We start from the raw sequence: 22,422 nt of genomic DNA on the forward strand, positions 1-22,422 counted from the left end.
GCTCAGGCGCTCAGGAAACGGGCTCGGGTTCCGGCTCGGGTCCGGGCTCCGGCTCGGGCTCGGGCTCGGGCTCGGGTTCCGGCGCGGGCTCGGGCTCCGGTTCCGGGCCGGGCTCGGGCTGCGGTTCGTCGCCCCGGCCCTCGATGGTGATCACTCCGCCCGAGGGGCCGATGGTGATCCGCCCGCGCCAGGCCCCGGCCGGCTCCCGGGAGCGGTCCACGGTGACCAGCACGGTGACGCGCTCGCCCGGCCGCAGGGTGCCGGAGGTGACGCTCGGGCGCAGCCAGTCGGCGTCCGAGGTGGCCGTCCACCGCACGGCCGAGCCACCCGAGGCGGTGAGGGTGATCTCGGTGCCCGCCGCGGTGGGCACCGCCTCGATCGTCAGCCGGCCCGGCCCGTGCCCCGTCCCGCCGCCCGGGTCCTCTCGGCCCGGCCGGCCGGCGGTCCCGGTGCCGGTCCGCTCCCGGGACGCGGCCTGCCCGCCCCGCTCCCGGGCGTCCGCCGCCGCGGACGGCAGCTCTCCGGCCGCAGCGGTGTCGGGGGTGTGCCGCGGGGCGCCCGTCTCCTGCCCCGCCGTCGGCTCCGCGCCGCCGCCCGGGCCCCCGGCGCGGCCCGGGTCCGGGTCCAGCTCGTCGCCCCGGCCCAGCGGGATGTCCCCGGAGGAGGACGCCGGGGAGCCGTCGCCGGCCGCCTCCCCGGGAGACGGCGCGTTCCGGTAGGCCGCCCAGAACGCCAGCACCGGCGCGGCCAGCACGGTGGCCACCACGGTGGTGGTCATGGCACGGCTGCGCAGCCGCTCGCGGCGGGCCGCGCGCTCCCGCTCGTCCACCGGGAAGCCGGACCGGTCGAAGCGCGGCATGGGGCGCGCGCGAGTGCGGAGCGCCCCCAGCCGCGCCGCCGCCACCGCCCGGCGCGGCGCGGCAAGCACCGTCAGCCGGCCGGAGCCGGACGACGCCGAGGTGCCCGGCCAGCCGGCCGCCACGCGCTGCGCGATACGGCGGCAGGCGCGGCACTCGTCCACGTGCCGGACGAGTTCGCGGCGCAGCCCGGGGGCGAGCAGCAGCCGGTCCTCGCCGGTCAGACCGGCGAGCGCGGGGCAGACCGCGGCCTCGATCGCGGCCAGCGCGCCCCGGGTGCGTTCCACCTCGCAGGCGGCGGAGGTCAGCAGGGAGTGTGCGGCCTCGACGGGCAGCCGCAGCACCTCGGCGACCTGGCGCGGGGAGAGATGGTGACGCACCGCCAGCTCCAGGGCCTCGCGCTGCTCCGGGGTGGTCCCGGCGGCCTCCGGCCAGGCGAGCGCGGCCAGTTCGCGGCGCCGCTGCTCGGCCGACGGCCCGGCGGCGCGCGGCACCGGGGCGGGCACCGGCGCGGCAGGGGGCGCGGAGGTGGACCGGGCGACGCCGCCGGCGCGCTCCCGCTCCCGCTCCTGCTCCCGCTGCCGGAGGGCGGTGAGCCGGCGCAGACAGGCCCAGCGCGCCAGCGCGTAGAGCCAGGGACGGCGCAGCTCCGGATCGCGCGGCCGTCGGCCACGCGCGTGCTGCCGCTCGGCCACCGCCAGCGCCTCGCCCAGCGCGGCGACGGCGGCGTCATGCTCGCACATCACGGACAGGCAGTAGGTGAACAGCCCGTCCAGACAGGCGTCTTCGTACGCGGCGGGGGGCTCTTGCCGCTCCTTCGGGGCCCGGCCCGGAACGGGGGCCGGCACGGCATCCCGGGCGTGCCCGACGGCCCGGCGCGCGGTGGTCGTCCTGGTTCGCTCGCGGCTGGTGGTGGTCACCACGCGACCGTAGGGGCAGCGGGCGCGCGCACTCCCGCCGGCACCGGAAGGTTCCCCCTAATGGGTGACCTCACCCCGTCGGTACCGTCCCTGCCCTTGACCCGGCCGCCGCGGACCGCGGCCGTGACGGCCCGGCTGTCCCGGCCCGGCTGTCAGTGCGGGCGGGTAGGTTCTCCCGCATGGCCCGCAGCAAGTCCGATCGTCCGTCCTACCGGTGCACCGAGTGCGGCTGGTCCACCGCCAAGTGGCTCGGCCGCTGCCCCGAATGCCACGCGTGGGGCACGGTCGAGGAGGTCGGCGGCGCGCCCGCCGTCAGGACCACCGCCGCCGCCCGGGTGGTCAACCCCGCCCTGCCCATCGGGCAGGTGGACGGCCGGCAGGTCGCCGCCCGCTCCACCGGTGTGCCCGAGCTGGACCGGGTGCTCGGCGGCGGGCTGGTGCCCGGCGCCGTGGCCCTGCTGGCCGGCGAGCCCGGCGTCGGCAAGTCCACCCTGCTGCTGGACGTCGCCGCCAAGGCGGCCTCCGCGCAGCGCCCCACCCTCTATGTCACCGGCGAGGAATCGGCCGGCCAGGTGCGGCTGCGCGCCGACCGCATCGGCGCCCTCGACGACCATCTCTTTCTCGCCGCCGAGACGGATCTGTCCGCCATCCTGGCCCAGCTCGACGCGGTCCGGCCCGCCCTGCTGATCATGGATTCGGTGCAGACCGTGGCCTCCCCTGAGGTGGACGGCGCCCCCGGCGGGATGGCCCAGGTGCGGGAGGTGGCGGGCGCGCTGATCCGCGCCTCCAAGGAGCGCGCCATGTCCACCATCCTGGTCGGCCATGTCACCAAGGACGGCGCCATCGCCGGCCCCCGCCTGCTGGAGCATCTGGTGGACGTGGTGCTGCACTTCGAGGGCGACCGCCATGCCCGGCTGCGCCTGGTCCGCGGGGTGAAGAACCGCTACGGCGCGACCGACGAGGTCGGCTGCTTCGAGCTGCACGACGAGGGCATCACCTCGCTCGCCGACCCCTCCGGCCTGTTCCTCACCCGGCGTGCCGAGCCGGTGCCCGGCACCTGTCTGACGGTCACCCTGGAGGGCCGCCGGCCGCTGGTCGCCGAGGTGCAGGCGCTCACCGTGGACAGCCAGATCCCCTCCCCCCGGCGCACCACCTCCGGCCTGGAGACCTCCCGGGTCTCCATGATCCTCGCGGTGCTGGAGCAGCGCGGGCAGATCAGCGCCCTGGGCAAGAACGACATCTACACCGCCACCGTGGGCGGGGTCCGGCTCGGCGAGCCCGCCGCCGATCTGGCCATCGCCCTGTCCCTGGCCAGCGCCGCGGGCGACATACCGCTGCCCAAGAATCTGGTGGCGGTCGGCGAGGTGGGCCTGGCCGGGGAGGTCCGCCGGGTCACCGGGGTGCAGCGGCGGCTCGCCGAGGCGCACCGGCTCGGCTTCACCCACGCCCTGGTCCCGGCCGATTCCGGGGACGTACCGCCCGGTATGCGGGTGCTGGAGGTGGCGGACATAGGAGAGGCGCTCCGGGTCCTTCCTTCCGCACCGCGCCGCAGCCGCGCGCCACGAGCACGCACAGAGCCCGAGCCTGCCAACGAGTCCCGCCGGTAGACTCATGCCGCACGGGAACAACCATCACCGGAGGAGTGCATGGCAGGCGGCGACCGATCAGCAGGGCCCGGAAGAGCCGGATCGGAGAAGCTGCGTGCCGCGCTGAGCGCCGTCGCCCCGGGCACGCATCTGCGGGACGGCCTGGAGCGGGTGCTCCGGGGAAACACCGGCGGGCTGCTCGTGCTGGGCTTCGACCGTACGGTCGAGTCGCTCTGCTCCGGCGGTTTCGTGCTGGATGTCGAGTTCACCGCGACCCGGCTGCGCGAGCTGTGCAAGCTGGACGGGGCCGTGGTGCTGGACAAGGACATCACCAAGATCGTCCGGGCCGGGGTGCAGCTCGTCCCGGACGCCGGAATCGAGACCGAGGAGACCGGCACCCGGCACCGCACCGCGCAGCGGGTGTCCATCCAGACCGGCTTCCCGGTGGTCTCGGTCAGCCAGTCGATGCGGCTGATCGCCCTCTATGTGGACGGGCAGCGGCGGGTGCTGGAGGATTCCGGCGCCATCCTCTCCCGGGCCAACCAGGCGCTGGCCACCCTGGAGCGGTACAAGCTGCGGCTGGACGAGGTCACGGGCACGCTCTCCGCCCTGGAGATCGAGGATCTGGTGACGGTCCGCGATGTGGCGGCGGTGGCGCAGCGGCTGGAGATGGTGCGCCGGATCGCCGCCGAGATCGCCGAGTACGTGGTGGAGCTGGGCACCGACGGGCGGCTGCTCTCGCTCCAGCTCGACGAGCTGATCGCCGGTGTGGAGCCGGAGCGCCAGCTCGTGGTGCGGGACTATCTGCCGGAGACCCCGGGCGGCAAGCGCTCCCGCAAGGTGAGCACGGCCCTGGGCGATCTGGACGAGCTGAGCCATCCGGAGCTGCTGGAGCTGGCCATGGTGGCCCGGGCCATCGGCTACAGCTCCTCCCCCGAGACGCTGGACAGCGCGGTCTCGCCGCGCGGTTTCCGGCTGCTGGCCAAGGTGCCGCGGCTGCCCGGCGCGGTCATCGACCGGCTGGTGGACCACTTCGGCGGGCTGCAGAAGCTGCTGGCCGCCAGCGTGGACGATCTCCAGGCGGTGGACGGCGTGGGCGAGACCAGGGCCCGCTCGGTCCGCGAGGGCCTGTCCCGGCTGGCCGAGTCCTCCATCCTGGAACGCTACGTCTGACGCGCCCCGCGCCGCCGGCGGTGCGGGCGCGTCTCAGTCTTCGCTCAGGGTGAAGACCGACTGTGCGGTGCCGGTCGCGTCGCCGCCGAGGTCGACGGCCACATCCATCAGATAGGTGCCGGCCGGTGCCGGCGGCCGTTCCTTGGTGCTCCGGCAGTCCCCGGAACCCTCGTCCGCCGCGGCCGAATAGCGGCGGTCCCAGATCACCGAGTGGGTGACCGACGACCCCCGGGCCACGGCCCTGACCACCGAGGCCGGGCCGGCCGGGCACTCCTGGGACGTCCAGACCTGCTCCTCGTCGTCGCCCCCGGTGAACGCCAGCTCTATGGTCACCGCCCGGTGGCCGAGGTCGATCCGGCAGTCCGTCCCCGAGGTGTTCTCGGCGGTGACCAGCAGCTCGGGCCGGGACTGAGGGGGGTACTCGGGCTCATCGCTCCGCACCGAGATCCGCACCTGGCTCTGCCGGCAGTCCGGCAGGCTGCCCACCGGTACCGAAATGCCCTCACCGCCGCCGCTCTGCCCGGCGGCGGTACCGCCCGCGTCACCCTCCGCGCCGTCCTGCCCGTCCTGCCCGTCCTGCCCGTCCGCCCCTCCGTCGCCGCCGTCCTGCCCGTCCGCCCCGCCGCTCTCGGCGCCGTCTCCGGTCTCGTCTGCGGTGCCGCCGGTGGTCTCGTCCCGGCCGCCGGGCCGGGTGTCGATCACGGACTCGGTGCCGGTCGGCCCCGGGGTGATGGACTCGGCGGGCCCGCCGCCCGCGTTGTCGTCCCGCCCGGACGGCTCCTGGTCCCCGCCGTTGCCCGCGGTGGTGCGCAGCGCCCAGAAGACGAGTACGCCCAGCAGCACCAGCAGCAGCAACACCACGGTTCGCCGCCGCCAGTAGATGGATGCCGGGAGCGGCCCGACCGGCCTGCGCAGAGATCCCACGCGGAAACTCTACGATGCCGCACGCCAATTGCCCCGAGAGCCCGGGCAAGCCACCGCATTGCGACTGCGCAACGGTCCCCCGGACCCCCGGCCGGCCGCCCGTCACGGCACATCCCCTCTTTCGTGGGGCACCGTGCCGCGTCACGGCGCGGACCGTTTCTCCGCACCCGCCGCCCGTGCCAGGATCGATGCGATGACTGCCACCAGTGCCCCCACCAGTGCCCCCGAGCGCGGCGCCGAGCCCGCTCCCGCCGCCCCCGGCGACAGCGCCGGCCCTGCCCGCCCGGCCGGGACCACCGAGACCGTCCCGGCCGGGGCCCCGAGCCCCGAGGAGCTGCACGGCCCGGTCGTCGAGTGGTTCGACGCCAACGCCCGTGACCTGCCCTGGCGACGCCCGGAAGCCGGGGCGTGGGGGGTCATGGTCAGCGAGTTCATGCTCCAGCAGACACCGGTGAGCCGGGTGCTCCCGGTCTATGAGGAATGGCTGAGACGCTGGCCGCGCCCGGCCGATCTGGCCGCCGAGTCCCCGGGCGAGGCGGTGCGGGCCTGGGGGCGGCTGGGCTATCCGCGGCGGGCGCTGCGGCTGCACGGCGCGGCAGCGGCCATAGCGGAACGGCACGGCGGGGATGTGCCCAAGGACCACCACCACCTGCTGGCGCTCCCCGGCGTCGGCGAGTACACGGCGGCGGCGGTGGCGTCGTTCGCCTACGGCCAGCGGCACGCGGTGCTGGACACCAACGTCCGCCGCGTGTTCGCCCGCGCCGTGACCGGCAGTCAGTACCCGCCCAACGCCACCACGGCCGCGGAGCGGAAGCTGGCCCGGATGCTGCTGCCGGAGGACCCCGGCACCGCGGCCCGCTGGGCCGCCGCCACCATGGAGCTGGGCGCGCTGGTCTGCACCGCGCGCACCCCGCGCTGCGGCACCTGCCCCATCGCGCGGCAGTGCGCCTGGCAGCGGGCGGGCGCGCCGGAGCACGAGGGCCCGCCGCGCCGGGTGCAGACCTACGCGGGCACCGACCGCCAGGTGCGGGGCAAGCTGCTGGCGGTGCTCCGGGAGTCCCTGGCGCCGGTCCCGCCCGCAGTGCTGGACCAGGCATGGCGCGACCCGGTGCAGCGGCTGCGCGCCCTCAACGGCCTCCTCGCCGACGGCCTGGTGGAACGCCTCCCCGACGGCCGCTTCCGCCTCCCCGGCGCCTGACCGGTCACCGCCCGCGGTCCCGCCCGCCGGGCCACCGCCCCCTCCCGCACTGCGGTAGCCTGCCGCCGGGCATCGGAGGGGGCGGCATGGTGAGCGGGGCGGGAAACGGCGGCGGCGGTGAACTCCCGGGCCGGATCGGCCCGTACACACCGGTGCGGCGGCTGGGCGCCGGCGGCATGGGGGAGGTCTATCTGGCGCGCAGCCCCTCGGGGCGGCAGGTCGCGCTGAAGGTCATCCGCCCGGAACACGCCGGGGACCCCGACTTCCGCGACCGCTTCCGCCGTGAGGTGGCAGCCGCCCGCAAGGTCGGCGGCGCCTTCACCGCCCCGGTGGTGGACGCCGACCCGGAGGCCGGGACGCCGTGGCTGGCCACCGCCTACATCCCCGGCGGCTCGCTCGCCGACCGCGTCCGCCGCACCGGCCCGCTGCCCGCCCCCGACGTCGCCCGCCTGGCGGCCCAGCTCGCCGACGCCCTCCACGACATCCACCGCCAGGGCATCGTGCACCGCGACCTCAAACCCGGCAACGTCATCCTCGCCGACGACGGCGCCCGGGTCATCGACTTCGGCATTTCCCGCGCCCTGACCGAAAGCCGGCGCCTGACCCGGACCGGCGGCCTGGTCGGCACCCCCTCCTACATGGCGCCGGTCAAAAGTTGGTAAAGGGTACGCCGCTCAGCGGCCTGGCTGGCTGCGGTCGGCGCTGGCTGAGTAGCCCTGACGGTCTGGAGCTGGCGTGACGTCGTTGGCGCCGCTGGCAGGCCGCGAAGCGGTGCGCGCTGCCCGGTGTGTCCTGGCCCTGTCGTCCGCTGGCTGCCCGGTGTCCCGCGCCCCTGGGCACCGGGTCGCAGCCGCCTGCGGCTTTCGTCAGAGGTGGCTCCTTGGGGGACGGCTCCCCCCTCCCGCAGCTGGCCATCTTGCTTGACACGTACGGCCCGGCGGTCGGGGTCTGGCGGTGACCTAGACCGGCCACCGTATCCGCTGGCAGGAAAGAGGCAGCCGGGCGTAGCGTGAATCCGGCGAGTTGGGGGTGCGCAGTAAGGGCCTATTTAGCTGCGATGCCGGAAAGCTTGAGTAGGCGATTAAGGCGGGGATTACTGCGCTTGTGCCTGGAATCGGCTACGCGCAGTACCTCTTGCCACATTGGATGGATGCGAGCCAATTGCGGAGCCGTGTCCCACGCTTTTTGCAGGTTCTGGAGTGCGGACTCCATGTTATGCACATCCAAGTGAGCGCGTGCCGCTGTGATGTACGTGGGAGCTACCCGTGTTGGCGGAAGACCACTCATGGCTGAATCCAAGTCCTCCGTCAGCTTTAGGGCCTCGCGTTGCTGCCGCAGGTCGGTGAGAGTGGCAAGGTGATGAACGAAGGTGTTCTTAGGGCCGAAAATGCATCCCTGAATCCTGTGTTCCTCGTTGAACCGTGCGGATAGCTGGAGGGCGGACGCGATGTGACGGTTGGCCTCACGCTTCGCCTCCTTGTCATCCGTGAGCCTTCCAGCGAGCGTCATTCCGCGGAGGTTGAGGATGCCAACGGCAAGGTCCCGTTCGTCACCGGAAAGTCGGCTCTCGGCAGAGGCAATTGCCCGGTCGATTAGGATTAGCCCGTTCTCGACGTCGCCGAAATTGAGGTAAGTACCGGCTCGATCGCGAGCCGCAACGGCTTCGCTGAGCGGATTGCGCTTCTGCTCCGAGGCCCATCGTTCACGTGAAACGGCGACTTCTGCCAGATCCATCCAGCGATGCCGGGCTGCCAGCCAGTAGATTGCGCTATACACCTCTGCCAACGCGGTCCAACTATGGGCGTCGTTTAGGGTAACAGCAAGAGCGGTCGCCTTCCTGAGCAGTGGGGGGAGAATAGGCATCAGCTCAGAGAGATTGACGTTATCACGCAGAATATTCACCTGCGCGATTTCGGCATCTACTTCACCTTCCGGCGGTGCTTCCATTTGAGGAAGGTCATAGTCCCGCATGGCATTGCGGAGATTCTCCATAATGGATTCATCGGAGGGTGTGAGGGGCGCGGGGCCAAGAATGTCTGCCATAGACACGCCCATCGCGTGCCCGAGAGAAGCGGCCGCTGAAGGTGTGAGGGTGCGGTCTCCCACCTCGACCTTGCTGAGCAAGGACAGGGACACCCCTGCCTTCCGAGCCAACTTGGCCTGTGACCACCCTCGCTCTTTCCGCAGTCGCGCAACGTTGGCGCCCGGAGCAAGTGGCTTGGTGACCATGACTCAGTCTCCCGTCACGAGAACGTCGTTACGTCCATGGTCGCACCCTCCGGCAGGGACCGGCCTGATTTGTGCAAGCTCTGTGCAAGTCGATGTTGGCCAACCTGGGTTAACTGGCAGTAGGCGCGTGATCACACAGCTTGTAGCTGGCATCGATTGGGCGTCGCCGTAGGAAGAACCCCCGCGACCGTGCCGGGTCCGGGGGCGTGGCCAACGCTGGAAGGAGCGTCAGCACGATGAACAGTAGCGTCCGGGTTTCCGGGCCGGTGGGCAGGTGGCCGGTTTCCGGCCTGACGGAGTGGGTGTCCCACCGTTGGGTGGTGCGGCCGTGAGTGCGTGGGTGCGTGTCGGGCGGGTGGTGCAGGACGGTTACTCCCGGCAGGTGGGTGTGATTGTGGCTGTCCGGGGTCGGTTGGTGACGTTGGCGCCGGTGCGGGGCCGTGGCGGTCAGTGGACGACGCAGCGTCGTTTCCTGCGGCGGCTGGGTCTGTTGCAGGAAGCGCGTCTTCGGGTCATCGGTGCTCGTCGGCGGGGTGGTCGTCGGTGAGTGGTCAGCAGACGCCGGAACTGGCGGTAGGTGTGGTCGTGCGCGAGAAGGCGACCGGCCGCCTGCTTGAGGTGATGGACAAGATCGCCGGTCGCTGGCAGGCGCGTCCGTTGAACGGCGGGCGGGAACGGGACATCGACCCGGTTGATGTGGTGGTGCTGGGTGAGCGGGAGTCGCTGAGTGTTCAGGTGGCGGTCGCCAACCAGCGTTCGCGTCGGGGGGTGCTGGGATGAGTCGGGCCGTGATCAAGTCGGCTGACTGGACACTGACGCTGGAGGATGCGCCGGGGATTCCCCGGGCGGTGTTCCTGGCTGAGTGCCTGGAGTGCGGCGGGCGGTCGCCGGAAAGCGCGGAGGAGTCGTTGTCGGTGGAGATGTGGGCGGAGCAGCTCACCGGCAATGGCGCCGTCTCCCCCGCCACCGATGTCTTCGCCCTCGGCGCGGTCCTCGCCTACGCCCTCACCGGCCGCGGTCCGTTCGAGCCCGCGGACCCCACCGCGGAACCCAACGACATGATGGTCGCCTACCGCACCGTCCACGAGGAACCGGACCTCGGCCACCTCCCCGCGCCCCTGCACGGCCTCATCACCCGCTGCCTGGCCAAGAACCCCGCCGACCGCCCCACCGTCCCCGACGTCCTCGACCTGGCCACCCGCGCCGCCGGCCCGGGAACCGGCGCCCCGGCCGGCGCCCCGGCCACGCCGCCGCCGGCCCCTTCCCCCACCGTGCCCGACCCCCCGCCCGCACCGCCCGCACCGCTGCACGCCGCGCCCACCCGTTCGGCCGTGCCGGCGCCCGGCCGGCGAAGCGCGGCCAGGACGGCCGTCCTGGCCGGGCTCGGCGTGGCCGCCGCCACCGTGACGGCCGCGGCCGTGTGGTGGCTGCTGCCCGACTCCCCCGAGGACCCCGGCGGCGGCCGGCCCACCGGCACCGACAGTCCGCCGGACGGCGCCGAGGAGACCGAGGAGACCCAGGAGACCCAGGACACCGCGCCCGCCTGGGGGTACGAAACCCTCACCATCGGGGTGAAGTTCGACCAGCCGGGACTGGGCATGCAGAACGCGGCCGACGGGACGCTCTCCGGTTTCGATGTGGATGTCGCCACCTACATCGCCGAATCGCTCGGCGTGGACGCCGCCGGCATCGAGTGGGTGGAGGCCACACCGGCCCGGCGGGAGAGCATGCTGCAGGCCGGCGAGGCGGACTTCGTGGTCGCCAACTACACCATCACCGACGCCCGGCAGGAAGTGATCGACTTCGCCGGCCCGTATCTGCATGTGGCGCAGGGCATCCTGGTGCGCAGAGGCGATGTGGTCGACGACGTTTCCCCGCTCAGCGGCAGGATCCTGTGCTCGGTCACCGGCACCACAGGCGCCCGGCGGCTGCGCGACACCGTGGCGAGCGGCGCCACCCTGCACGACGCCGCCTCCTACGGCGAGTGCCTGCAAGCCCTGGCCAACGGCGAGGTGGACGCGGTCACCGCCGATGACGCCCTGCTGGCCGGATACGCCGCCCAGCCCGAGTACCAGGGAATGTTCGAGCTGGCCGAGCCCAGATACTTCGAGGGCCAGTACGGCATCGGCGTCCGGAAGAACCGCCCGGATCTGTGGGACCTCATCGACGAGGCCCTGGCCGCGATGGTCGCCGACGGCTCCTGGGACCGCTACATCGACCAGAACTTCGGCGGCACCGGCTTCACCCCCGCCGCCCCCGGCCCGGACCGCGGCTGAGGCTGCCGCCGTCCGCCCGAAGTGCTCCCCGGCATGGGGGCGGCTGATACTGACGGCATGGCGGATACCGAGGAGCAGCCGTTGACCGGGGGGAATGTCAGTGCCGGGGTGGTGCGGGCCGGGGAGACGGTGCGACGGCCGGCCGGGCCGTGGACTCCGGCGGTGCACGCGCTGCTGGCGCATCTGCACGCGGTCGGCTTCCGGGGAGCGCCGCGCCCGCTGGGGATCGACGAGCGCGGTCGGGAGGTGCTGAGCTTCGCGCCCGGCACGGTGATCTGGCCCGGCCGTTCTGCGCTCGTCGGGAACTCGCCGGGGCTGGCCCGGGTGGGGCGGCTGATCCGGGAGTTCCACGACACGGTGGCCGACTTCGTACCGCCCGCCGGTGCCCGCTGGCAGCGGCTGATGCCCATGGAGGGCAGCGAGATCATCGCCCGGACCCGCGCCCTGCTGGACAGCTGAACTTCCCTCGCAGAGCGTGACCCCCCCTACGCTGAGGTGTTTCCGCCCGCCCTCACCGCATCGGAGCACCGTTTCCGGCAGCGATCGCCAGCACACGGAGAGGGATACCAACACCTGTCGGCCCCACCATCACCGCCGAAGGAGAACAGCGCGTCCGGCTGGCTGACCCGGGCGGCGCGCGACCTGGGTACTGCCCACATCACGGCCCTCGTCCGGCAGCTGACGGCGGGCCGTGCTGCTCCCCCGCCCGCAGCACGGCCCGCGGCGCGGGCAGCCGCCCGGCCGGCTGCCCGGTGGGTTCAGCTGAGCGGCCAGGGCTGCCGCTCGGCCCACTCGCGGAGGGTGGTGCTGCCGGTGTGGATCACCGCCGGGTCCGGCTCGGGCGGCGCCGGGGCGCCGGGCGGGAGCGGGGCATAGGCGGCGGCGACGCCCGCCGCGGCCTCCGGGCCCAGGAACGGGGCCAGCATCCGCTCGCACTCGGCCACGTCGATGGTGCGCCAGCGAACCGGGCGGCCGAGCGCCGCGGCGATCTCGGCGGCGGCCTCGTCACCGGTCAGGGCCTGCGGACCGGCGACGACGCGCAGCGGCGGCGGCGCCGGGGAGGCGATGAGCCCGGCGACGGCCGCGCCCAGGTCGTCCAGGGCGACCCAGGGCACCGGCAGCTCCGCGGGCAGCGGGTAGGCGACCTCGCCGCCGGACGCCACCATCGGCGCCGACCACGGGGCGGAGAGGTTCTCCATATAGGTGCGCGCCGGGGCGACCACGGTGGCCGTCCTCACCACGCCCGGCAGTTCCGTGGCCAGCAGCGCCCGGGCGTCCACGAACGGCACCCCGATCCGCTCCATGACCAGGGAGCCCCCGGTGTTGAACACGACCCGGGCCACGCCGCTCCGCTTGAGCGCGGCGAGCACCGCCTCGGCCTGCGGCACGGCGGCCTCGGCCGAAAAGACCAGCGGGAGTTGCACGACCACGGCATCGGCCCCGGTGTAGGCGGCGGTCAGCGAGTCGGGGTCGGAGAGGTCGGCGAAGACCGCCTCGGCCCCCGGGTCCGGACCACATGCGGCAGGGTTGCGGACGGCGGCGCGGACCCGGTGGCCCGCGGCGAGGAGGTGACGGACGACCGGTGCGCCCTGCGCGCCGGTCGCCCCATGGACGACGACGGTTGATGTCTGCATGGACCGGAAGCTAGTTCAAGTGCTGAAGCAGTACCCAGCAGGTTCTATTGTTTCCGTATGGAAATCAATGGTGATGAGCAGCTCGATCGTCTGCTGGGGCCGTGCCATTCGCCCGGCTGTGGGGTTGACCGCACGCTCAAGGTTCTGGACGGCAAGTGGGCGACGCTGATCGTGCGGGAACTGCTGTCCGGCCCCAAGCGCTTCGGCGAACTGCGCAGTGCGCTGGGCACGCCGAGCGCCAAGACGCTCACCGACCGGCTGCGCAGTCTGGAGCACCAGCAGATTCTCACCCGTACCGTGTACGCGGAGGTGCCGCCCCGGGTGGTCTACGCCCTCACCGAGCAGGGCAGAAGCCTGAGCGGCATCCTGTACGCGATGCTCATCTGGGGCGAGGAACACCCCCTGCCGGAGGACTGAACGCGCCGGTGCACCGCCGCCACCTGCACGAACGTCGTCGTGGACACCTCGCCGCGACCGGTCTCGGTCAGAGCTGGAACCAGACGGTCTTGCCGGGGGCGGGGTTGTGGCGGTGGACGTTCCAGCGGCGGGCGAGCTGGGCGAGAAGCAGCAGGCCACGGCCGTGCTCGTCGTCCGGGGACGGCGAGGGCGGCGGCACGGTGACGGGCTCGCCGGGGGCGCGGTCGAAGACGCGGACGTGGAGGTCGCCGCGCAGCGTCCAGGAGGCGTAGAGATCCACGGGCGGATACGGGTGACGGCAGGCCCGGGAGGCGATGACCGCGTTGCTGACCACCTCGGATGTCAGCAGCACGGCGGTCTCCATGATCTCGCGCCAGGCCGGGAGGCCGTGAGCGAGCGCGGTACGCATCGCCTCCCGCGCGACGCCCACCCACGCCGGGTGCGCCGGGAAGTGCAGCGAGAAGTCCGACAGCGGGAACGTCTCCCCACCGAAGTGCACGGGCGGCACAGCAGCACGCGGCGGTGGCAGCATGGCAGTTCCCCTCTCGGTGTTTTCGGCGTGATGACGGCGAGTGTGCGTTTCATTGCCGACTGTGAGTGTCCAACGGTAGCGATGAAGAGTTTCAGACTGCTACTCATGGAGTGAGAGCCACCCGATTGAGTGACAAGGTCGGCCCGGGCTGGGAGAGACCCACCGCCGACTGCTATCAGAGACCCATGGGACTTCGCGCCAACCCAACACAGCGGCAGCGTCGTATCGGGCTCGAACTACGCAGACTTCGGGAGAAGTGCGCGATGTCGGCGGCCGAAGCCGGCGCCGTCGTGGGCCTCACCGGCCCTTACCTGAACCACATCGAAGCCGGTCGAACGGCGATCGCGGAGGAGAAGCTCCGAAAGCTTCTCACTGCATATGGGTGCAGCTCTGAAACCTACATCGAGGAGCTTGTGGCGATGGTTCTCGCCACGGGCAAGGGATGGTGGTCGCACTACCGCAAGGACATCAGCGCACGAGGCCGGGACCTCGCCGAGCTTGAGTCGTCGGCCGTCGCGCTGAGCACCTACGAGCCGACACATCTGCCCGGGCTTCTCCAGTCCCCCGAATACGTCCGCGCCCTGCTGACGGCGGGCAACCCCGGCGAACCGGCGGACAGCACCCAGCGGTTCATCGAGTTCCGGGTCCGGCGACAGGAGGTGCTGACCGGAGACGACCCACCGTCCCTCCATGCGGTCATCCACGAAGCCGCCTTCCACATGCGGTTCGTGGACGCGGACATCATGCGTCGGCAGCTCACCCACCTCATCGAGGTGTCCCGCCTGCCGCATATCACCGTCCAGCTCGTCCCGTTCAGGTCAGCGCCCATGCCCCTGGTGGGGACGCCGTTCGTCCACTGCCACAGCCGCCACCCGCTGCTGGACACCGTATATCTGGAGAGCGATGCCGGATCGAGTTTCCTCAGCACCCCTGAGCAGCTCACGCGGTATCGCGACATTTTCAGCCGCCTTTCCGATGTGGCCCTGCCGCCGATCGACGTGTCGGGGCCGGAACGCAGGTCGTACACGCAGCGGGATTCGCTTAGCCTCATTCAGCACCTGCTGTACGTCCTGTGAGGGAGCCATGAGCGAACGCGCTTGGCAGAAGTCCAGCTTCAGCAGCCCGAACGGCGACACAAACTGCGTCGAACTGGCGCTGACGGGCGAACGGTTGCTGCTGCGGGAGAGTGAGCGGCCGGATCTGATACTCAGCGCCGGGCCGGCGGCGTACCGGGCGCTGCTGGACGGCATCAAGGCGGGGCGGCTCCCGGCGACCACGGACTGACGTGCCGGAAGAGGCGGCCCTGCCGCACCGGTCGGCAGGCGGCACGCGGGATCTCAGACCCGGGCTCGTGCGGGCACCTCGCGCGCGAGCAGGAGGGCGGCGGCGCCCAGGAGGGTGCCGGTGACGCGACGTTGCACGGCGGCCCAGCTCGGGCGCTGCGCGAGGAAGACGGCGATGGTACCGGCGGCGAGGACGATCAGGGCGTTGACGATCAGGCTCACGGTGATCTGGACCGCCCCGAGAGCCAGGCCCTGCACCGCCGGATTCCCACGGCTCGGTTCGATGAACTGCGGTATCAGGGACAGGTACATGATCGCGGCCTTGGGGTTGAGCAGGTTCGTCAGCAGCCCCATGCGGAAAAGCCGGGCCGGGCTGTCACGGGCAATGTCACGGACCTCGAACACGCCTCGCCCTCCGGGCCGCAGGGCCTGCCAGGCCAGGTGGGCCAGGTAGAGGACGCCGACGGCCTTGAAGCCGATGAACAGCCAGGGCACGGCGACGAACACGACCGCGAGGCCGAGGCTGGCCATCAACATGTAGATGACGAAGCCGGCACCGGTGCCGGCCAGGGAGATGAGCCCCGCCCCACGCCCCTGGCCGATGCTGCGTGAAACGAGATAGATCATGTTGGGCCCGGGAGTCAGCACCATGACCAGCGCGGTGAGCGCCATCGCGAGGACGGCGGCACCGGAGACGGGCGGGGTCAACGAGGTGAGCGGCATTCCCCCACCCTGATGTAATGGCCTTGTGCATCTCAACCCTTACGGCGAGTATGCCGTGCTCCTCGCCCGCTCCCTGGCCGACGACTGGCCCGGCACGAGAGACGGAATCGTCGAGCGGACCCGTGAGTTCGGCATGACGGCGCCCTTCCCCGAGCGGCCCGACGATCACGCCCGCTGTCGGGCAGTGCTGGATGCCTGGCTCCGGGTCGTCGACGCCCCCGACCCGAACATGCGGGCGGCGATCCTCAACGAGCAGATGGCCGCCGCGACGGCGTTTCCGCGCCTGACCGACCACAACGGCGAGGGCTGGCATCTGCACTATCGCGACGTCGACGACGACCTGCCGCGCGTGCTGCACGCCGTGTTCAGCGTCGGCACCGCGCTGCACCTGACGACTCGTGGCATGCATCGCCTCGGCCGATGCGCCGCTCCGCCCTGCACGAACGTCGTCGTCGACATCTCGCGGAACGGCACCCAGCGGTACTGCTCACCACGCTGCGGCAGCCGGGACGCCGTCCGCCGGCACCGCGCGCGTCAGCGCGAACGGTGAGGACCCGCCCCGCGACCGGCGGATACGGATGACGGCAGACCCGGGAGGCGAGCACCGCGTTGGCGACCACCTCAGAACTGCGGTCCACGTGCCACGACAGGGCCGGGCCTCCGGGTCACCCCGACATTACGCCAGGGCGTCGGGGGTCTCGGATTCGCCCCGGCCATGGCTGGTCGTTCCGCTCCTTCGGTTTTGCGAAGGAGCCGGTTTCTCCGATCGGCTTCGTCATGTCCTGCCGCCGGGAGACCACAGCCGTCACCGTCGTCAGCCCTGCTCGAACGGATCGAGCAGCCGCACACCGGTGCCGGCGAAGTCCTTGATGTTCCGGGTGACGAGAACCAGGTTGTGGGTCAGCGCGGTGGCGGCCATCAGCCCGTCCACGACGGGAAACGGCCGGTGTGCGTTCATCTCCCCCCAGCGCTCTGCCACTTCGGGTGTGACAGGAAGGACGCGGTCGGCGAACTCCCGCTTCAGCCTGGTGAGCCACTTCTCCAGCGCCTGGGCCGCGTCCGGCTGCCGGGACCGCTTGTTCTCCACACCCTTGCGAAGTTCACCGATGAGCAAGGCGCTGACGAACAGGCTGCCCTCGGGGATGCCCCGGTACCACTCGACCACCTTCACGTCCGGGCGCCGCTTGCGGGGCTCCGACACCACGTTGGTGTCCAGCAGGTACACCTCTCAGTCCTCTCCCAGATCCACCTGCCGGGGCAGGTCGGCCGTACGGGCGGCGACGATCGACTCGATCTCCAGCGCGAAGTCGTCGTCCGGCTCCTCGTGCTGCTCCAGCAGGAAATCGCGGAACTCGGGCTGCCGGCCGCGCAGACGGCGATATTCCCTTATATCGATCACTACCGCGACCTCCTCCCCGTGCCGGGTGACGACCTGGGGCCCTTCTTCCTCGGCGTGCCGCAGTACTTCGCTGAACTTCTGCTTCGCCTCCTGCACCTGCCAGCGCATGGCGTCGCCTCCGCTCCCTAGGACGAGTGGCTCGTCTGTCTAGACAGTCTAGATCCTACCAGGGCTCGTGATGGACCGCTTCCGGGCCCGCAGGCGGCGGGCCCGGGGCGGTGGGGCGTGGCCGGTCAGGGGGCGGTGCAGCCGCAGCCGGCGGCGGCCTTGGCCTCGGCCGGGGTCCGGTCCGGGGCGACGGCCCGCTCGTCGGGGGTGCAGCAGGCGGTGGTACCGCAGCAGGTCTCCGGCGCGGCGGCGCCGGAGGCGGCATGGACCGCTCCGGCATTCCCCGCCTCGCCACCCGGTGCGGAGCAGCAGGAACCGCCGGTGGCGGCCCCGCCCCCGGCCGGGCGCGGCGTGCGGGCGGAATCGGCGACACCCGGGGCGTACGGATCACGGGACATGGCAGTCTCCCCTCCGGAAGAGGTTGATTCGACGTATGTCGATGCAAAGATCCTGACAGGCTGATCGACGGATGTCAATATAGATTACTGTCGAATCAACTCGCGGACCGGCACCCTCCCCTCAGGCGGAGCCGGGCGGCGGCTCCGGGAGCTCGTGATCCGGGTTCTGCTGGTGGACGACCGGCCGCTGCTGCGCAGCGGATTCCGCGCGCTCGGATTTTCTGCACGCGGTGCGGGTCGCCGCGCGTGGCGACCCGCTGCTCGCCCCGTCCGTCACCCGCAAGCTGATCGACCGTGATGTCGCCCAGCCGCTGCGGCCGGGGCGCCGTGGCCGGCGAGCGGCGGCCGGCCGGGCTGACCAACCGGGAACACGAGGCCGTCGCCCCCGGCCGCGCAGGGCCTGTCCGACGACCGGCTCGCCGGGCTGATGGCGATCAGCCCGACGACCGCGAAGACCCATGTCAACCGGGCCGTGGCCAGGCTCGTGGTCCTGGCCTGCGAAACCGGCCTGGTAACCCCGGGCAACGGCTGACGCCCGCGGGCGCCGGCGGCGGCGCGGGCCGGGCGATGGTCCGTTCAGTCCCCGGTGCCGGTGCCGTCCACGATGACCGGGGTGCCGGTGCCGTCGCCGCACGGCGAGGTGTAGACCGGGTTCTGGGCGGCGGCCTCGGCGAAGGCGTCGATGCAGAGCTTGGCCAGCACCCGGTCGGTCAGTGACTCCTCCAGGATGCGGTTGGCCTCGGCGATGCCCTCGGCCTCGATCCGCTTGCGCTCGGCCTCCGCCTCGGCGGTCCGCTGCTCCTCCTCGGCCCGCTCGGTGGCCTGCTGCTGCTGGATCGTGCGGTCGATCTGCTCCTGGAGCTTCTCCGACGGCTGCACATTGCGCAGATTGACATTGGTGACGGTGATACCGCGCGGGGCGAGCCGCTCCTCGATGGCGGTCGCGATCTCCAGGCTGATCTCCTCCCGGCCGGAGGCGTAGCCCTCCTCACTGGTGTGCTGGGCGAAGACGTTCCGCACGATCTCCCTGCTGTCGGGGTAGACCAGCCGCTCCTGGATGGCCTCCTCGTCCCCGGCCAGCCGGTACAGGTCCACCGCGCTCTCCGGGTTCACCGACCACTTCACGGTCAGCTCCACATACATCACCCCGCCCTGCGAGGAGCGGACCTCGATCTCATCCTCGCCCTCCAGGGTGAGGTCCACCGGGCGGGTGGAGAAGGTGGTGACCGAGGTGAACGGCAGCTTCAGATGCATACCGGACTTCAGCGGATCACCGACCTTGCCGAAGGTCACCGGCACGCCCACCTCGTAGGCGCCGACCACATGCACGCAGCTCAGCACGGCGGCCAGCGCCGCGGCCAGCAGCGAGCCCAGCGCGCCCAGCTTCAGCGACCGCTTCTCGGTCACCCGGGCCGCCACGAACAGCCCGGCGGCGACAAGTATCAGCAGAATGGCGAAAACCACGACGACTCCCCCTGCGCAGATCGGTACCTCGGTGTTCCGAGCCGGATACTACGGCCTGCGGGCGGGGCAACTCGGCCCGTGGGTCCGCTCGTTGGGCCGCCCCGGCGGTCAGCGGGAGGCGGCGGGGGCCGGGCGGCCCGTCATCGGCGGGCTGAGGCGGGCGAAACCCTCCTGACGTTCGTAGGGGAAGTACGGATAGGGCGCGGTACGGGCGCCGGCCGCGTCGAGCCTCGCGGTGTGCTCGGGGCTGAGCGTCCAGCCGACCGCGCCGAGGTTCTGGCGCAGTTGCTCCTCGTTGCGGGCCCCGATGATGACCGAGGCGACGGTGGGCCGGGCCAGCAGCCAGTTGAGGGCGATCTGGGGGACGGCGCGGCCGGTCTCGGCGGCGATCTCCTCCAGGGCGTCCGTGACCCGGTACAGGTGCTCGTCCTCGACGGGCGGGCCGTAGCCGGCGGTGTCGTGCAGCCGGCTGCCGGCCGGGAGCGGCCTGCCCCGGCCGATCCGGCCGGTGAGCCGTCCCCAGCCGAGCGGGCTCCAGACCAGGGCGCCCAGGCCCTCCTCGGCCGCCAGCGGCATCAGTTCCCACTCGTAGTCGCGGCCGAGGAGCGAGTAGTACACCTGCTGGGCGACATGGCGCGGACGGCCGTACCGTTCCGCCACGGCGAGGTGCTTCATCACCTGCCAGCCGGAGAAGTTGGACACCCCGGTGTAGCGGACCTTGCCCGCCCGGACCAGGTCGTCGAGGGTCGCGAGCACTTCCTCGGCGGGGGTCGCGGCGTCGTAGGCGTGGAGCTGGAAGAGATCGATGTGGTCGGTGCCGAGCCGGCGCAGCGCGTCCTCGCAGGCCGTGATCAGCCGGGAGCGCGAGGTGCCCGCGTCCCAGGGGCCGTCGCCCATCGGCAGGCCGGTCTTGGTGGAGAGCAGCACGCGGTCGCGCCGTCCCCGGACCGCCGCGCCGAGCACCTCCTCGGAGGCCCCGTCGGAGTAGACGTCGGCGGTGTCGAACAGGGTGATCCCGGCGTCGAGGCAGATGTCCACCAGCCGCCGGGCCTCGGCGGGGCCGGTGTCGCCCCAGGCGGAGAAGAGCGGCCCGCTGCCGCCGAAGGTGCCGGCGCCGAAGCTCAGCGCGGGGACCCTGAGCCCGGACCCGCCGAGCCGCCTGTACTCCATGCCCATGTCCATCTCCATGTCCATCTCCATGTCTCCGTGCCTCCCCTGCCGACACTAACGGGTCCGCCGTTCCGTTAGCATGGCGGCAACGGTAGCATCATCAAGGCGATTAACGAAACTGGAGTCCCGTTATGGAGTCGGCGGCGAGGCAGAGCGGGCCCGGGGGCACGGAACCGGGGACGGTCCGCCCCGGCGGGCGCACCGCGCGGGTACGGGCCGCGGTGCTGCGCGCGGCCGGGGACGCCCTGGCCGAGCAGGGCTTCGCCCATCTGGACCTGGCCGACATCGCGCGCCGCGCCGGGGTCGGCAAGACCACCGTCTACCGTCGCTGGGGAACGGTGCCCGGGCTGGTGGCGGACCTGCTGGCGGACATGGCCGAGCAGTCGCTGCCGCGCACCGAGACCGGCTCGCTCCTCGGCGATCTGCGGGCCAACGCCCGCCTGGTGCGGCGCACCCTGGCCGATCCCCGGCAGGGCGCGCTGTTCCGGGCCGTGCTCGCCGCCGCCACCTGCGAGCCGGGGACGGCGGCGGCGCTGCACCGCTTCTACGAGATCCGGGTCGGCGAATGGGCGCCCTGCGTCGAACAGGCCGTCGCCCGCGGCGAGGTGCCCGCGGGCACCGACGCCCGGGAGGTGATCCGGGCCGTCTCCGCGCCCCTGTACTACCTGATGCTGACCACCGGCCGGCCGCTGGACGAGGCCGCCGCGGAGCGGGCGGCGGCGGCCACCGCGGCGGCGGCCAGGGCCGGAGCCTATGTGCGCGAGAAGGACACCGGGACCGGCGACGGGGACGGCGACGGCGACGGCGGCGGCGAGGGCGTCTGACGGCTCTCGCCGGTCACCGCCAGACGGCCGGGTCGGTGCCCCAGCGGGACGGCGGACGGTCCCAGGTGCGCGGGGCGCCCGCGTAGTGCACCGGCGGCAGGGCGTGCCGGAGCGGCCCGTACGGCGAGCCGGTCACGGTGAGCCAGGGGGCGGGATCACCGGGATCGTACGGCCCGGGCGGGCCGCCGCCCGCCGGCGGCACGGGGCTCAGGCCGTGCAGCAGCCAGGAGGCGGTCCCGGCCAGGGAGAGCCGGATCACCCGGCCCGCGCCGCCGGTGCGCTGACGGTCGCTCAGGGCGCGCAGCACGGCGGCGGCCAGCAGATAGCCGGTGCCGTGGTCCAGCGCCTGGGCGGGCAGCGCGCCGGGCCGGCCGTCGGGACCGGCCTCGGCCGCGGCGATGCCGGTGGCGGCCTGGACCAGGCTGTCGAAGCCGCGCCGGCCCGCCCAGGGCCCGGGCCAGCTCCCGCACGGGCAGCCTGGACGGCAGCACGCCCGGCGCCTCCCGGTAGGTCACCCCCTCGGCCAGGCCCTCCCGGCCGCCCAGGGCGGCCCAGGCGTGAACGGTGGCCGCGTCGCCCGGCTCTCGCTGCGTCATGCCGGTCAGTCTGCCAAGCCCCGGGGCCCGCCCGGCCGGAAGGTGATCGATTTCTCCGATCCCCCGGCGCGCCCGGCCGGACGGGGGTCAGTGGTGGTCGGGCCAGGGGCCGGTGCGCCACAGCGGGGTCATCTCCAGGCCGGCCAGCCGCCAGCCGGCGGGGGTGCGCACCGCCCGGTAGGTGTAGGTGCCGCCGAGGAACAGCGGCTCGGAGTCCGGCCGGGGGATGCGGGTGACATGCAGCAGGGCCCGGACGGCGGCCCGGTCCCCGTCCAGGTCGACCAGGATGTTGCTCAGCCGGTGCTGGGCCCGCTCCGCATCCGGATGGTGCCGGTGGATGCGGTCCACCAGCGGCCCGATGCCCTGCACCGGCCCGGCCGGGGTGGTGACGGCTACATCCTCGGTGAACAGCAGCCGCGGATCCGTCCGGGCCCGCTCGTCCATCCACAGGGCGTGCCGGGTGACGAGCTCCTGGATCTCCAGCCGGTCGGCCAGAGCGGCGGCCGTACCGGCGGCTGCGGCGGCGGAACCGGCGGCGGTGGTGGTCATGTGCGGTCCCTCCTCGCCGCGGGACCCGGGGAGGTTTCCGTGCTCATGGCGGTACTCCTTCGCGGCGGCGCGCGTGCCCGGCACGCGCGGGCGGCAGGCAGTGGTTGCCGGCAGCCTGCGCCGGCCGGGCGGGGAGTATGCCGCGCCCGGCGCGAATCCACG

23 protein-coding genes and 3 pseudogenes are annotated in these 22,422 nt (G+C 72.7%); 13 read left to right on the plus strand and 13 right to left on the minus strand.

Going from position 1 to position 22,422, the window contains the following annotated elements:
• Positions 1–10: 10 nt before the first annotated feature.
• Entirely contained in the window at positions 11–1,777 is a 1,767-nt protein-coding gene (locus tag BM242_RS24700) for a BACON domain-containing protein (RefSeq protein WP_139238435.1), read from the minus strand.
• A gap of 179 nt (positions 1,778–1,956) precedes the next feature.
• On the opposite strand from BM242_RS24700, the gene radA reads away from it, so the two are divergent.
• Positions 1,957–3,384, plus strand: coding sequence for a DNA repair protein RadA (gene radA, locus BM242_RS24705; RefSeq protein WP_093841146.1), 1,428 nt, complete (start codon positions 1,957–1,959; stop codon positions 3,382–3,384).
• Between the two features lie 39 nt (positions 3,385–3,423).
• On the plus strand, positions 3,424–4,536 hold the full coding sequence (gene disA, locus BM242_RS24710) for a DNA integrity scanning diadenylate cyclase DisA (protein ID WP_093841147.1): 1,113 nt from the start codon (positions 3,424–3,426) through the stop codon (positions 4,534–4,536).
• Positions 4,537–4,569: 33 nt separating this feature from the next.
• Here the strand turns inward: disA and BM242_RS29665 are convergent, their stop codons facing one another.
• The gene (locus BM242_RS29665) at positions 4,570–5,460 is read right to left on the minus strand and encodes a hypothetical protein (protein ID WP_175541565.1); all 891 of its coding nucleotides are present in this window, start codon (positions 5,458–5,460) and stop codon (positions 4,570–4,572) included.
• A gap of 193 nt (positions 5,461–5,653) precedes the next feature.
• Here BM242_RS29665 and BM242_RS24720 point away from each other — a divergent pair, with 193 nt between their 5' ends.
• Both BM242_RS24720 and BM242_RS24725 read left to right on the plus strand, forming a co-directional pair.
• Positions 5,654–6,658 (plus strand): HhH-GPD family protein, encoded by a 1,005-nt coding sequence (locus tag BM242_RS24720; protein ID WP_093841149.1) that lies wholly within the window; start codon positions 5,654–5,656, stop codon positions 6,656–6,658.
• 86 nt (positions 6,659–6,744) lie between these two features.
• A pseudogene (locus tag BM242_RS24725) lies at positions 6,745–7,305 on the plus strand (serine/threonine-protein kinase); the annotation flags it as partial.
• A gap of 397 nt (positions 7,306–7,702) precedes the next feature.
• Here the strand turns inward: BM242_RS24725 and BM242_RS24730 are convergent.
• Complete coding sequence (locus tag BM242_RS24730; RefSeq protein WP_093841151.1) at positions 7,703–8,887, minus strand: helix-turn-helix domain-containing protein; 1,185 nt, start codon at positions 8,885–8,887, stop codon at positions 7,703–7,705.
• A gap of 543 nt (positions 8,888–9,430) precedes the next feature.
• Here BM242_RS24730 and BM242_RS24735 point away from each other — a divergent pair.
• From BM242_RS24735 to BM242_RS24745, 3 genes are read left to right on the plus strand one after another with little or no spacing between them, the layout of a single operon-like run.
• Positions 9,431–9,667, plus strand: coding sequence for a hypothetical protein (locus BM242_RS24735; RefSeq protein ID WP_139238436.1), 237 nt, complete (start codon positions 9,431–9,433; stop codon positions 9,665–9,667).
• Between the two features lie 8 nt (positions 9,668–9,675).
• A complete protein-coding gene (locus tag BM242_RS24740) occupies positions 9,676–11,163 on the plus strand; it encodes a transporter substrate-binding domain-containing protein (protein ID WP_175541566.1) in 1,488 nt (495 codons plus the stop codon).
• 57 nt (positions 11,164–11,220) lie between these two features.
• Complete coding sequence (locus BM242_RS24745) at positions 11,221–11,622, plus strand: aminoglycoside phosphotransferase/kinase family protein (RefSeq protein ID WP_342747005.1); 402 nt, start codon at positions 11,221–11,223, stop codon at positions 11,620–11,622.
• Between the two features lie 299 nt (positions 11,623–11,921).
• Here BM242_RS24745 and BM242_RS24750 read toward each other — a convergent pair whose 3' ends face one another.
• Entirely contained in the window at positions 11,922–12,797 is an 876-nt protein-coding gene (locus BM242_RS24750) for an NmrA family NAD(P)-binding protein (protein ID WP_093841154.1), read from the minus strand.
• A gap of 57 nt (positions 12,798–12,854) precedes the next feature.
• On the opposite strand from BM242_RS24750, the gene BM242_RS24755 reads away from it, so the two are divergent.
• Positions 12,855–13,214, plus strand: a complete 360-nt coding sequence (locus BM242_RS24755) for a winged helix-turn-helix transcriptional regulator (RefSeq protein ID WP_093841155.1) — start codon at positions 12,855–12,857, stop codon at positions 13,212–13,214.
• A gap of 67 nt (positions 13,215–13,281) precedes the next feature.
• On the opposite strand, the gene BM242_RS24760 is transcribed toward BM242_RS24755, so the two are convergent.
• Positions 13,282–13,713, minus strand: coding sequence for an ATP-binding protein (locus BM242_RS24760; protein ID WP_245834488.1), 432 nt, complete (start codon positions 13,711–13,713; stop codon positions 13,282–13,284).
• Positions 13,714–13,931: 218 nt separating this feature from the next.
• On the opposite strand from BM242_RS24760, the gene BM242_RS24765 reads away from it, so the two are divergent.
• Positions 13,932–14,822: a helix-turn-helix domain-containing protein gene (locus tag BM242_RS24765; RefSeq protein WP_093841157.1), complete on the plus strand. Its 891-nt coding sequence runs from the start codon at positions 13,932–13,934 to the stop codon at positions 14,820–14,822.
• Positions 14,823–14,829: 7 nt separating this feature from the next.
• A complete protein-coding gene (locus BM242_RS24770; RefSeq protein WP_093841158.1) occupies positions 14,830–15,030 on the plus strand; it encodes a DUF397 domain-containing protein in 201 nt (66 codons plus the stop codon).
• 53 nt (positions 15,031–15,083) lie between these two features.
• Here BM242_RS24770 and BM242_RS24775 read toward each other — a convergent pair whose 3' ends face one another.
• Entirely contained in the window at positions 15,084–15,752 is a 669-nt protein-coding gene (locus BM242_RS24775; protein WP_217652585.1) for a LysE family translocator, read from the minus strand.
• 25 nt (positions 15,753–15,777) lie between these two features.
• Between BM242_RS24775 and BM242_RS24780 the strand changes: the two genes are divergently transcribed.
• Positions 15,778–16,302: a CGNR zinc finger domain-containing protein gene (locus BM242_RS24780; RefSeq protein ID WP_093841159.1), complete on the plus strand. Its 525-nt coding sequence runs from the start codon at positions 15,778–15,780 to the stop codon at positions 16,300–16,302.
• A gap of 264 nt (positions 16,303–16,566) precedes the next feature.
• On the opposite strand, the gene BM242_RS24785 is transcribed toward BM242_RS24780, so the two are convergent.
• The 3 genes from BM242_RS24785 to BM242_RS24795 form a co-directional block, all read right to left on the minus strand.
• On the minus strand, positions 16,567–16,977 hold the full coding sequence (locus BM242_RS24785) for a type II toxin-antitoxin system VapC family toxin (protein ID WP_093841160.1): 411 nt from the start codon (positions 16,975–16,977) through the stop codon (positions 16,567–16,569).
• A gap of 3 nt (positions 16,978–16,980) precedes the next feature.
• Positions 16,981–17,259, minus strand: coding sequence for a type II toxin-antitoxin system Phd/YefM family antitoxin (locus tag BM242_RS24790; RefSeq protein WP_093841161.1), 279 nt, complete (start codon positions 17,257–17,259; stop codon positions 16,981–16,983).
• Between the two features lie 125 nt (positions 17,260–17,384).
• Positions 17,385–17,657 carry a hypothetical protein gene (locus tag BM242_RS24795; RefSeq protein WP_093841162.1) on the minus strand — a complete coding sequence of 91 codons (273 nt, stop codon included), beginning with the start codon at positions 17,655–17,657 and terminating at the stop codon, positions 17,385–17,387.
• A 200-nt stretch (positions 17,658–17,857) separates the two neighbouring features.
• Between BM242_RS24795 and BM242_RS30600 the strand changes: the two are divergent.
• Positions 17,858–18,189: pseudogene (locus BM242_RS30600) on the plus strand (DNA-binding response regulator); the annotation flags it as partial.
• 44 nt (positions 18,190–18,233) lie between these two features.
• Here BM242_RS30600 and BM242_RS24805 read toward each other — a convergent pair.
• On the minus strand, positions 18,234–19,121 hold the full coding sequence (locus BM242_RS24805; protein ID WP_245834489.1) for a prohibitin family protein: 888 nt from the start codon (positions 19,119–19,121) through the stop codon (positions 18,234–18,236).
• Between the two features lie 108 nt (positions 19,122–19,229).
• Positions 19,230–20,291: an aldo/keto reductase gene (locus tag BM242_RS24810; RefSeq protein WP_093841183.1), complete on the minus strand. Its 1,062-nt coding sequence runs from the start codon at positions 20,289–20,291 to the stop codon at positions 19,230–19,232.
• 131 nt (positions 20,292–20,422) lie between these two features.
• On the opposite strand from BM242_RS24810, the gene BM242_RS24815 reads away from it, so the two are divergent.
• Positions 20,423–21,115, plus strand: a complete 693-nt coding sequence (locus tag BM242_RS24815) for a TetR/AcrR family transcriptional regulator (protein ID WP_093841164.1) — start codon at positions 20,423–20,425, stop codon at positions 21,113–21,115.
• 13 nt (positions 21,116–21,128) lie between these two features.
• Here the strand turns inward: BM242_RS24815 and BM242_RS24820 are convergent.
• Both BM242_RS24820 and BM242_RS24825 read right to left on the minus strand, forming a co-directional pair.
• A pseudogene (locus BM242_RS24820) lies at positions 21,129–21,651 on the minus strand (CoA transferase); the annotation flags it as partial.
• A gap of 147 nt (positions 21,652–21,798) precedes the next feature.
• Positions 21,799–22,260: a nuclear transport factor 2 family protein gene (locus BM242_RS24825; protein ID WP_093841165.1), complete on the minus strand. Its 462-nt coding sequence runs from the start codon at positions 22,258–22,260 to the stop codon at positions 21,799–21,801.
• Positions 22,261–22,422 lie beyond the last annotated feature (162 nt).

The sequence above is a fragment of the Streptomyces aidingensis genome (genome assembly GCF_900112355.1).
GTDB lineage: Bacteria > Actinomycetota > Actinomycetes > Streptomycetales > Streptomycetaceae > Streptomyces > Streptomyces aidingensis.

What these genes read in the sequence shown, in the direction of transcription:
- BM242_RS24770 (WP_093841158.1), top strand. Translation starts at nt 14,830, where the DNA reads ATGAGCGAACGCGCTTGGCAGAAGTCCAGCTTCAGCAGCCCGAACGGC.
- BM242_RS24755 (WP_093841155.1), top strand. Translation starts at nt 12,855, where the DNA reads ATGGAAATCAATGGTGATGAGCAGCTCGATCGTCTGCTGGGGCCGTGC.
- BM242_RS24825 (WP_093841165.1), bottom strand. Translation starts at nt 22,260, where the DNA reads ATGACCACCACCGCCGCCGGTTCCGCCGCCGCAGCCGCCGGTACGGCC.
- BM242_RS24750 (WP_093841154.1), bottom strand. Translation starts at nt 12,797, where the DNA reads ATGCAGACATCAACCGTCGTCGTCCATGGGGCGACCGGCGCGCAGGGC.
- BM242_RS24810 (WP_093841183.1), bottom strand. Translation starts at nt 20,291, where the DNA reads ATGGAGTACAGGCGGCTCGGCGGGTCCGGGCTCAGGGTCCCCGCGCTG.
- radA (WP_093841146.1), top strand. Translation starts at nt 1,957, where the DNA reads ATGGCCCGCAGCAAGTCCGATCGTCCGTCCTACCGGTGCACCGAGTGC.
- BM242_RS24815 (WP_093841164.1), top strand. Translation starts at nt 20,423, where the DNA reads ATGGAGTCGGCGGCGAGGCAGAGCGGGCCCGGGGGCACGGAACCGGGG.
- BM242_RS24795 (WP_093841162.1), bottom strand. Translation starts at nt 17,657, where the DNA reads ATGTCCCGTGATCCGTACGCCCCGGGTGTCGCCGATTCCGCCCGCACG.
- BM242_RS24745 (WP_342747005.1), top strand. Translation starts at nt 11,221, where the DNA reads ATGGCGGATACCGAGGAGCAGCCGTTGACCGGGGGGAATGTCAGTGCC.
- disA (WP_093841147.1), top strand. Translation starts at nt 3,424, where the DNA reads ATGGCAGGCGGCGACCGATCAGCAGGGCCCGGAAGAGCCGGATCGGAG.
- BM242_RS24730 (WP_093841151.1), bottom strand. Translation starts at nt 8,887, where the DNA reads ATGGTCACCAAGCCACTTGCTCCGGGCGCCAACGTTGCGCGACTGCGG.
- BM242_RS24720 (WP_093841149.1), top strand. Translation starts at nt 5,654, where the DNA reads ATGACTGCCACCAGTGCCCCCACCAGTGCCCCCGAGCGCGGCGCCGAG.
- BM242_RS24790 (WP_093841161.1), bottom strand. Translation starts at nt 17,259, where the DNA reads ATGCGCTGGCAGGTGCAGGAGGCGAAGCAGAAGTTCAGCGAAGTACTG.
- BM242_RS24765 (WP_093841157.1), top strand. Translation starts at nt 13,932, where the DNA reads ATGGGACTTCGCGCCAACCCAACACAGCGGCAGCGTCGTATCGGGCTC.
- BM242_RS24775 (WP_217652585.1), bottom strand. Translation starts at nt 15,752, where the DNA reads ATGCCGCTCACCTCGTTGACCCCGCCCGTCTCCGGTGCCGCCGTCCTC.